Source organism: Lysinibacillus sp. DFXJR4 (assembly GCF_057196045.1).
The window spans coordinates 81,654-92,286 of the sequence record NZ_JBXUNW010000019.1 but is presented as its reverse complement, the minus strand read 5'-3'; the positions used below and the strand labels follow the sequence as shown (position 1 = coordinate 92,286).

The following is a 10,633-nucleotide window of genomic DNA, read 5'->3' as shown; positions in this document are numbered from 1 at the left end:
TTTATGTATGGATAATATTGCAGAAAATTCAGTTTTTTTGAAGTATGTTGAATTATTTTAATGCGACGCTAGTGATATTGTCTCTATTTTTAATGATTATATGTAGTGAATTATTTCAGACTATGAAAAGCTTAAATGGATCGCTCAATGATTGGAGGTAGTGTTGGGAGGAATGTCACTATTGTTTCTCGTTATATTTTAAATAAAAATGGCTACCATTATTGTTTATAAAAATTGAATTATTCCTTTCGGTATGTTTGATACATATAGTTTTTGATATTCTATAAAATTACATGAAAGCCATCATTAAATTTGAACAAACTATTTCATATATGCAATATGTATGTTTTTTCTAAAGATATTTTCGTGGTGCTTCCTGTTTTGTTCCTCTAATATGAGGGTAGGTGGAGGAATCGACATGAATATACAGGAGATACAACAGTTCTTAAATCTATATCAGGCGGAGCAAAATGAATCTGAATTTTGGTTAGAAAATAGATTACAACAGATTAGAAGTGCAGGAGAATACAGTCCAACAACAGACGAACTAATTTTTGGTGCACGGGTTGCATGGCGTAATAGCAACAAATGTATTGGTCGCCTGTTCTGGCAGTCATTACATGTAGTAGATGCACGTGATGTTTTAGAGGAACAGCACATTTTTCAAAAGCTACTAGAGCATATTGACTATGCAACAAATAGTGGGAAAATTCGTCCAACCATAACCGTGTTTGCTTCAGATCGAGTACGTATATGGAATCATCAGTTAATTCGTTATGCAGGCTATGAAACGGAAGCAGGTGTTATTGGTGATTCAAGTTCCATTGCGTTTACAAAAGTATGTGAATCATTAGGCTGGAAAGGTCAGCGAACACCATTTGACGTGTTACCACTTGTCGTACAGGTAGATGGGCGTGCTCCACAGCTGTTTACAATTCCAACAGAAAATATTTTAGAGGTACCAATTCGTCATCCCGAGGTAGTGGGTGTGGAGAAATTACAGTTGAAATGGTATGCCGTACCTATTATTTCAAGCATGCGTTTTCAAATGGCGGGTATTGATTTTCAAGCAGCCCCGTTTAACGGCTGGTACATGGGGACAGAAATCGGTGCACGTAATTTAGCAGATCATGATCGCTATAATATGCTACCAGCTATTGCAGAGATATTTAATCTTGATACGAGTAAACAAGCCTCTCTTTGGCGAGACCGTGCATTAGTGGAGCTCAATATTGCTGTCCTTCATTCTTTTAAAGAAGATGGAGTGAGCATTGTGGATCATCATACAGCAGCACAACAGTTTAAACTGTTTGAAGAAGCAGAGGAATCGGTAGGGCGAGAACTGACAGGCAACTGGACATGGTTAATACCGCCGCTTTCGCCTGCAACGACTCATATATTTCATAAACCTTATATAAATATTTATCATACACCAAATTATTTTTATCAAAAGCCATGCTATTAACTGTAAAGGAGCTGTTAAATATTCCAACAGCTCCTGAAGGGTTTTACGGAGATCTCCATTAATTCCACTATCCACAATTATCGCCTCCTTTAGTTACCTATATTATTCATGCAGTCAGAAGTATCAGCAATGATGCATGTTTATCAATAAAATACTGTTCTAGGTTGCCTCTCTTAGTACCTATATACAATCGCAATAATCCCATTTACACTTAAGCTATCTTGTTTTTTAGGAGAGGAGCAATCCAAATTTTGAACCAGCATATCCCGAATATCCCATGGCAACAATTGACGACACCTTACGGTAGAGGAACAGCTATCCCTCAGCTGATTGAACAGGAGCAATATCAAAAACTTGCTGAATTAATTGAGCATCAAGGCACATTATGGCAGGTGACACCATGGGTTTTACTTATCCTTTTAAAAAAGCTTGCCAACAAAAACATGGAAGACGTTTCATTACAAGAAATAGAGCTTTATTTAGCTGTGGCGCAAGTGATTACTGAGGATTATTTAGACCCAGTACATACGGTTCAAACAATGCAGGAGCTATTAGATGCCAAATATTTATGGATAGAAGATGAGGAGGATGATGAACTGGGATGGGGGGAAGCAACGCCAAAGGGCTATGAGCAGCAGGCTTTTTGGGGCTATTATTATTTTAGTCATTTACTCTTACAAGAGGCTCTTCCAATTTTTACTGCTATAAATGCTCATAACAAAGAAGCAGCAAAAGATCTTGATGAACTGATAACCATATTAAAACAGCATGATCAATAAAAAAGTATAAGCAGATGGAGAACAAGACTGGTTTTCCCATCTGCTTTAATTTAATAGACATATTCATCTTTAGAGGCTCTAAATGAACATAAAAAGAGTATTACCGCTACAACGACAAAGAGCCAGCCAGCAATATTCCAGCCACCAAATAAATCATGCAAGTAGCCAAAAAGAATAGGACCAATTGCAGCAAATAAATAGCCTAATGATTGCGCAAAGCCTGATAAATCAGCAGCTTCAAAGGCTGTACGAGTGCGGAGTGTGAAGAACATCATGGCTAAGGCAAAGGAAGCCCCACCTGCTAGGCCTAATAGAATCATCCAAAGTACCCCAAGGCTAGTCCACTCCATGACAACGCCAACAAAGCCTATTAAGTAAAACCCTGTAAACATTAAGACAAGAGGTCGCTGAGACGTCATTTTACTAGCAATGATTGGCACAGCTAAAGCCATTGGAACTTGCGAAAATTGCATGATGGAGAACATCCAACCTGCACGATCAGCAGCTAACCCTTGTGATATGTAAATTTCAGGAATCCATGCTGCAGTTGTATAAAATAACAATGATTGTAATCCCATAGCACCTGTTACTGCCCAGGTAACTGGGGATTTCCATAAAGGTGAACGTTCTTTCGTTTTCTTTACAGTGGGCTCGGGTTTATTAAACTTTAATTGTGGAATCCAAATTAAAATAGTTAACACAACTAGAATAAGTGCAATAGCCAGTGCTCCTTGCCAACCTAGAGATGATTGGGCGATAGGGTAGCTAATCCCAGCACCGAGTCCTGCTGTTAAATTCATGGACATTGTAAAAAATGCCATAAGTAAGCCTACATGATAAGGAAATTTTAACTTGAGTAATCCCGGAATAAGTACATTTCCAAATGCAATAGCAACTCCAATTAGCATAGTTCCAAACACAAGTAGACTTGTTGTTCCCAAAGAGCGTAATACAATACCTAATGCTAAAAGGATAGTGGATAAAAATAGTGTTAGCTCAAGTCCCAATTTACGTGCAACAACTGGTGCAAAAGGCGATATAATGGCAAAAGCGAGAAGAGGAATAGTGGTTAGAAATCCAGCTAATACATTTGATATACCTAAATCTTCTCGTATAAAAGAAATAATAGGTCCCACAACTGTTAATGGCATTCGTAATGTCGAGGCAATACAAATAACGCCAATGACTAATAATAAGGTAGCTCCCCTCCAGCTAATTTTCCTGCTAGGATAACTAGTTGAATCTTCATTTGTTGTCAAAATAAATCCCCCCTGTTTGCATTCAATTATAATTAAATCACTATACTACTTTATCACAATATTAAAAATAGTAGAATATTCATAAAATACAGAACTTTACTTATTGTATTGAAATGTAAAATGTCTTATGTTAAACTAGTACACATCATAAATTTAATATTTATATGCCTCATGTTAGTATTGAGGTAGAGGTCGCGGTATTTAGGAGTATGCTAATGGAAATGACAAGCATTGATGAGATTAGCTGAAAGGAAATACTGCCGAAGTGTGAGGGGACTTGAAAGCCTCATGCTGGGGCTGTCTCCGAAAGGAACAGAACTGTCACGTTTGAACAACGTGTTGTGCTATCATTTAGAAAAAACTGAGGATTAACTTAGCCATCACAGTGTTCATGTGATGGTATTTTTTTGCCTCTTATATTAGGAAGGAAGCTATATCGTGAGTGAGATAAAAGTGAATCAGCTCGGTCATAAAGCGCCAAAGCTGAAAAAAGAATTGAAAAGCCGTCATATTACAATGATTTCTTTAGGCGGTACAATTGGCACGGGGCTTTTTTTAGCCAGTGGTGGTGCCATTGCACAGGCAGGTCCTGGCAGTGCATTATTAGCCTATGCCCTAATTGGTATAATGGTGTACTTTTTAATGACAAGCCTAGGTGAGATGGCAGCCTATATGCCATCCTCAGGCTCGTTTAGTACGTATGCTACGAAATTTGTAGATCCAGCTTTAGGTTTTGCACTGGGCTGGAACTATTGGTATAACTGGGCAATCACAATTGCGGCAGAAATCGCAGCTGTATCATTAATTATGAAATATTGGTTCCCAGATAGTTCATCTGCAATTTGGACAGTATTATTTATTGCTGTTGTTTTAACCTTTAATTTATTATCTGTAAAAAGCTATGGGGAAAGTGAATATTGGTTTGCTATGATTAAGGTGGCAACTGTGATTGTGTTCATTATTATCAGCATATTAATGATTTTTGGTATTTTAGGTGGACAGGCACCTGTGGGCTTTACAAATTTCTTTATTAGTGACGGACCGTTTCATGGTGGTTTCCTTGCTACATTCGGTATTTTTCTTGCAGCGGGATTTTCATTTCAAGGAACAGAGCTTCTTGGGATTACAGCTGGTGAAACGGATGATCCTGGAAAAAGTATTCCGAAAGCTGTAAAATCTGTGTTCTGGCGTATTCTTTTATTTTATATTTTAGCGATTGGTGCGATTGGGATGTTGATTCCATTCACAGATGAGCGTTTATTATCAGAAGATATTGCTGTATCGCCATTTACACTAGTATTTGATCGCTTAGGCATTGCCTTTGCTGCTTCCTTAATGAATGCTATTATTTTAACGGCCATGCTATCAGCAGGAAATTCAGGGCTTTATGCCTCATCTCGTATGCTATGGCAATTAGCTGTGGATGGACATGCACCAAAATTTTTCACAAAATTAAGCCGTCGCGGTATTCCAATCTATGCATTAATGGTGACATTAGCTGTAGGGTGCCTTGCATTTTTAGCATCATTCTTTGGTGATGGAGTAGTATATATTTGGCTTTTAAATGCCTCAGGAATGTCTGGCTTCATTGCTTGGCTTGGTATAGCATTTAGTCATTATCGATTCCGCCGAGCTTTCGAAGCGCAAGGCTTAGATCCACAAATGCTACCATATAAAGCAAAGCTATACCCATTTGGCCCGCTTTTCGCCTTTACGGTTTGTATGATTGTTGTCATTGGACAAAACTATTCAGCTTTTATGGGAGACAAAATTGACTGGTATGGCATTCTCGTTTCTTATATTGGTATCCCACTGTTTTTACTGCTATGGTTTGGATACAAAATCAAATATAAAACAAAAATGCTTCCGCTGAAAGAATGTGATTTAAGAGTGGAGGATTAAATTATTGAGCTGTTCTATAAGCCATCATCAATGGCTTATAGAACAGCTTTTTTATTATTTTGTAAATATCGAATGAAACGAAAAAAATATTATATGGTAAATTATATATAATCGATTTCACCTTGATTTCGTGTTTTTTAACTTCTTTCAGCGGGTGTCACGGAATCGGAAAGGAGTACATAAAGGATGTTAGCCTAAAATCATCGCATCCATGTGATAACGGCTAACTGACCTGCTTCATGCAGGCCTAAGCACAAAGCCGATTCCGGACTCAATTATGCCGAGGCATAATTGATAGTAGTAACAGTACTATAGATTAAACTTGGAAGCTCACGGTATAGCTAGGTCAATAATAAAATAAATAGATTTTAAAAGTGAGGTATATGAAAGTGCAAAAGCGTATTTTACTAGTAGAAGATGATGAAGCCATTAGGGAAATGGTGCATAGTTATTTAACGATGGAGGGATTCCTTGTTACTTCTGCAGTGCATGGAGAAGAGGCATTACAAAATTGTTTAAATAAACCCTTTGATTTAGTGATTTTAGATATTATGATACCGAAACTAAATGGATTAGAAGTTTTAAAGATAATACGAGAGCAGGCATCACTACCGATTATCATTATGTCAGCGAAGGATAGCGATGTAGATAAAGCCTTAGGGCTAGGATTAGGCGCAGATGATTATATTGCAAAGCCATTTTCAATGCTGGAATTTTCAGCACGTGTCAAAGCTGCCATTAGAAGGGCAACTAAATACGCCAATCAAATAGAGGAGAAGAAAGATTTAATAGAGATAGATAACCTATCAATCGACCTTATTAATTTTTCAGTAGAGAAGAGCGGACAACAAGTAAAGCTCACTTCAAAGGAATTTGCCATCTTAAAATTATTCGTGACAAATCGTAATCGCGTTTTTACAAAACAGCAAATTTATCAATTGATTTGGAATGACAATTACTATGGAGATGAAAATATTATTAATGTACATATAAGAAGATTGCGCGAAAAAATGGAAGATGATCCGTCCAACCCTCAATATATTAAAACGCTTTGGGGAATTGGCTATAAGTTTGAAGGATAAACAGATGGTTATATTTCTATTATTACTTATAGTGTTACTCATAGGAATTATTATGTTTCAAGTTAAAGCAAAAAAACAACAGAGCGTTACTATTCAGTACGTGCATAGAAAACTGCAAGCAATCATTAACGAAGAAACAAGTGAAAAAATCTTAGTACCGACAGCTAATCAAGAAATCCAGCAGCTTCTTATTGTGTTGAATGCATTGCTAGATCACAATCAAAAAGTGCTGGCAACACATCGGAAAATGGAAAGCTCTATGAAAAAGATGCTGGCAAATATTTCGCATGATCTTAAAACACCATTAACGGTTGTCCTAGGCTATACTGAAATACTACAGCTTAATCACTCGATTAGTGCGGAAGAGCGGCAGCGGTTATTAACTGGCGTCCATTCGAAAACATTGGAAGTATTAAAAATCATCCATACATTTTTTGACCTAGCGAAGTTGGAGGCTGGAGATACCAATTATCCAATGACAAAAATCAATATAAGTGAAATTTGCCGGAAAAATATTTTATCATTTTACGATATGGTTACATCTATGGGGTTAGAGATAGAGATTGTAATACCAGAGACATCAATATATGCGCTAGGTAATGAAGAGGCATTAGATAGGGCTTTGAACAATTTATTGTCAAATGCAATTGCCTATGGGGCAGGTGGCAATGTAATTGGACTGTCCGTAAGAAATGATGATACAAGCATTTATATTGATGTTTGGGATCGAGGCAAGGGAATAGATGAATATCATATAGATAATGTCTTTGAAAGAATGTATACGCTTGAGGATTCCAGAAATAAATCCTTCCAAGGTAGCGGTCTTGGCTTAACGATCACCAAACGACTTGTAGAACTAATGGATGGCTCTATTCAGCTCTCCAGTATTCCATATGAAAAGACTATTTTTACAATAACGTTAAAAAGAATGGTGTACTAAAACAGAAGGCTTGTAGAGCTTTAAATGCTTTACAGGCCTTTCTTCTGTACTTAAGAAATTTGTAAGAATCAATTAATAAATTAGAGAGCTTCATTTTTTATAATAAATTTAGCTACATTTGAGGGAGAGATTGACATGACATATATTGTGAAAACAAATCAACTTACGAAAGTGTTTGACGGAAAAGAAGTGGTTTCTGCTGTCAATATGCATGTGAAGAAGGGAGAGATTTATGGTTTCTTAGGTCCCAATGGAGCCGGAAAAACGACGGTGATGAAAATGCTAACGAACCTAACAAAGCCAACAAGTGGGGATATTGAAGTCTTTGGTCAAAAATTAACGGACCAATCATACGAAGTGCTTAAAAGGTTGGGCACGATTATTGAATATCCAATTTTCTATGAAGATTTGACAGCAAAAGAAACTCTAGAATTACACTGCGAATACATGGGCTATTATGATAAGAAAGGAATTAGCCATGTTCTCGATTTAGTGAAATTAACAAATACAGAGGAGAAGCGTGTTAAAGACTTTTCTTTAGGAATGAAACAACGATTAGGCATTGCAAGAGCTATTATTACGAAGCCAGAATTGCTTATTTTAGATGAGCCGATTAATGGACTAGATCCTGTGGGTATTAAAGAAATACGAGAGTTATTCAAAATGCTTTGTAAAGAGTATGGTATAACACTCATTGTTTCTAGCCACATTTTAGGGGAAATTGAACAATTAGCTGATACGATTGGCGTTATTAAGAATGGAAGATTGATCACGGAAGTTTCAATGGAAGCTGTGAATCGTAGTCAGGTAGATTATATAGAAGTGATTGTGAATGATGGGAAAAAGGCAGCCCTAATTTTAGAAAGTACATTAAATATTACTAATTTCAAACTAATAGATGTCAATTGTATTCGTATATATGAATCGACAGCTTCACAAAAGGTACTATCTAAAACATTAATTGAACATGATATTGAAATCGAGGGGATTAGTAAAAAATCAAGCTCATTAGAGGATTATTTCTTAAAGTTAATCAATGGGGGTGTAGTTAATGCTTAACTTAATGCGTCTAGAGATGAAAAAATTTCATATAGGTTCCTATATAAAACGTGCTATCTTCGCAAATTTTGTGATATTAGCTATTATGTTTATGCTTTTATTCATCGCAAAAATAGAAGGAGATGCTGTCTTTGAAAATTATCAGACTGTTCTTAGTCTAATAGATTCTGCTGTAAGGGCTGTATTTATTATCTTTGCAAGTGCATTAATCGCCAAACTTATTATTAGCGAATTTAAATACAAAACAATCACTTTAGCATTTATGTACCCAATAAATAGAAAGAAATTAATGGCTTCAAAATTGGCTATTATTGTTCTTTTTACCTTTAGTGCAATAATCGTATCAAACGTTTTTGTATCAGCAGTTTTTTGTACCATTATTAGTAATCTTCATTTATTTTCAGATACATTAACAATTTCTGTAATCATTCAACAAATCCCTATTGTTATAATGAATGCCATTGCAGCATCCTGCATCGCATTAATCCCATTGTATTTTGGAATGAGAAAATACTCTATTCCTGTAACCATTATCTCATCGATTTTCATTGTATCAGTTGTATCATCCAATACAGGGAACTTCTCTTTAAATGATATTATTTTTATACCAATTGCTTTAGCAATTATCGGAATAAGCGTGGCCTATGCATCATTTCGAAAAATTGAGAAGATGGATATTTAAGAATTGCTTTGAAAGTCTAGTGCCACCCATAATGTAAAAGCCAGACACAAAGATTATTGTGTCTGGCTTTTATTTAACCAAATATCGTTTCCCATAATAAATAAATATTTAAAACAACGACAATGACAACTACAAACCAACCTAAAATGGTTGTTATACGATGGTTGACAAGGCTCCCCATGATGTCCCGTTTACTTGTAAACATAACAAGAGGGACAAGAGCGAATGCAATACCAAAGGATAGAACAACCTGACTAAGAACCAGAGCATAGGTTGCATTGACACCAGAGGCAATGATGACTAGCGGAGGTAACATGGTAATTGCCCTACGTAAATAAAGTGGTATCTTTCTACGAATGAATCCTTGCATGACTACATCACCCGCTAATGTCCCTACAGAGGAACTGGCTAGCCCTGCAATAAGTAATCCAAGACCAAAGGATACAGCCGCCATTGGACCGAGAGCATCCTTTAATCCATTGTAAGCTACATCTAAATCTTCCACTATCACGCCTTGTGTGTGAAATACTGCTGCGGCAATAATGAGCATACTCATATTGATCGCTCCAGCAATAATCATGGCGATGATAATATCGATAAATTCAAAGCGGAAAATGCGTCTTTTTTCATTTTCATTACGACCAATAATACGACTTTGTGTTAATGAAGAATGTAAGTAAATAGCATGAGGCATAACAGTTGCTCCTAAAATACCTGTAGCTAGTATTAAGGAGTCTACCCCATCAAAATGTGGCGTGAACATGCCGAGTGTTACCTCGCCCCAGTCTGGCTGTGCTAAAAATGTCTGGAAGGCAAATGCCAATACGACGATTAAAACCATGCCAGAAATACCTGCCTCAAAGGCTCTAAATCCTCTTCTTTGAAGTTCTAAGATAGCAAATGAACCAACTGCTGTAATTAATGCTGCTGGGAGCATAGGAATATTAAATAGCAAATAAAGACCTAATGCTGCACCGATAAATTCGGCAAGGTCAGTCGCAATGATGACTAATTCTGCTTGTATCCATAAAAAAATAGATGTTTTTTTAGAAAAATGCTCACGCGCCACCTCGGGTAGATTTTTCCCAGTTGCAATCCCAAGCTTTGCAGATAAGGATTGAATTAACACAGCCATTAAATTAGAGAAGGCAATCACCCAAAGCAGTAAGTAACCATATTGAGAGCCAGCTGTAATATTAGTGGCAAAATTGCCAGGATCAATATAGGCGACGGCTGCAATAAAAGCAGGTCCAAGAAACGGTAAAAAGCGTCGCCAACCTTTTATATCTCCATCTAAAACCGCCTCGGCAGACGATTTAGTGACTTGTTTGTAAACCATATTGTTCCCTCGTTTCAAAAAATATCATAAACGAAATAAAGTTTCCTATAGGAAAATAAGATATTAGTATTCTAACGCTAGGCTTAAAAAATGTGAAGTGGTTTGCCTCAACTTTTATAATATAAG

At 36.6% G+C, this 10,633-nt stretch carries 9 protein-coding genes and 1 riboswitch; of the genes, 7 read left to right on the top strand and 2 right to left on the bottom strand.

Going from position 1 to position 10,633, the window contains the following annotated elements; translation table 11 throughout:
* Positions 1 to 418: 418 nt before the first annotated feature.
* Both AC2CGN_RS22695 and AC2CGN_RS22690 read left to right on the top strand, forming a co-directional pair.
* Positions 419 to 1,465, top strand: a complete 1,047-nt coding sequence (locus tag AC2CGN_RS22695) for a nitric oxide synthase oxygenase (protein WP_484516404.1) — start codon at positions 419 to 421, stop codon at positions 1,463 to 1,465.
* A 251-nt stretch (positions 1,466 to 1,716) separates the two neighbouring features.
* Positions 1,717 to 2,244, top strand: a complete 528-nt coding sequence (locus AC2CGN_RS22690; RefSeq protein ID WP_484516402.1) for a hypothetical protein — start codon at positions 1,717 to 1,719, stop codon at positions 2,242 to 2,244.
* Positions 2,245 to 2,294: 50 nt separating this feature from the next.
* On the opposite strand, the gene AC2CGN_RS22685 is transcribed toward AC2CGN_RS22690, so the two are convergent.
* A complete protein-coding gene (locus tag AC2CGN_RS22685; RefSeq protein WP_484516400.1) occupies positions 2,295 to 3,503 on the bottom strand; it encodes a CynX/NimT family MFS transporter in 1,209 nt (402 codons plus the stop codon).
* A gap of 178 nt (positions 3,504 to 3,681) precedes the next feature.
* Positions 3,682 to 3,858, top strand: a riboswitch (Lysine riboswitch).
* 83 nt (positions 3,859 to 3,941) lie between these two features.
* On the opposite strand from AC2CGN_RS22685, the gene AC2CGN_RS22680 reads away from it, so the two are divergent.
* The 5 genes from AC2CGN_RS22680 (at position 3,942) to AC2CGN_RS22660 (ending at position 9,168) form a co-directional block, all read left to right on the top strand.
* A complete protein-coding gene (locus AC2CGN_RS22680; protein WP_484516398.1) occupies positions 3,942 to 5,405 on the top strand; it encodes an amino acid permease in 1,464 nt (487 codons plus the stop codon).
* A gap of 389 nt (positions 5,406 to 5,794) precedes the next feature.
* Positions 5,795 to 6,487 carry a response regulator transcription factor gene (locus tag AC2CGN_RS22675; RefSeq protein ID WP_484516396.1) on the top strand — a complete coding sequence of 231 codons (693 nt, stop codon included), beginning with the start codon at positions 5,795 to 5,797 and terminating at the stop codon, positions 6,485 to 6,487.
* Positions 6,488 to 6,491: 4 nt separating this feature from the next.
* Positions 6,492 to 7,427 carry a sensor histidine kinase gene (locus AC2CGN_RS22670; protein WP_484516394.1) on the top strand — a complete coding sequence of 312 codons (936 nt, stop codon included), beginning with the start codon at positions 6,492 to 6,494 and terminating at the stop codon, positions 7,425 to 7,427.
* A gap of 135 nt (positions 7,428 to 7,562) precedes the next feature.
* Positions 7,563 to 8,486 carry an ABC transporter ATP-binding protein gene (locus AC2CGN_RS22665; protein WP_484516392.1) on the top strand — a complete coding sequence of 308 codons (924 nt, stop codon included), beginning with the start codon at positions 7,563 to 7,565 and terminating at the stop codon, positions 8,484 to 8,486.
* Positions 8,479 to 9,168, top strand: coding sequence for an ABC transporter permease (locus tag AC2CGN_RS22660; RefSeq protein ID WP_484516390.1), 690 nt, complete (start codon positions 8,479 to 8,481; stop codon positions 9,166 to 9,168). Before AC2CGN_RS22665 ends, AC2CGN_RS22660 begins: the two co-directional genes overlap by 8 nt.
* Positions 9,169 to 9,241: 73 nt before the next feature.
* On the opposite strand, the gene AC2CGN_RS22655 is transcribed toward AC2CGN_RS22660, so the two are convergent.
* A complete protein-coding gene (locus tag AC2CGN_RS22655) occupies positions 9,242 to 10,507 on the bottom strand; it encodes an Nramp family divalent metal transporter (RefSeq protein ID WP_054771539.1) in 1,266 nt (421 codons plus the stop codon).
* Positions 10,508 to 10,633: the final 126 nt, after the last annotated feature.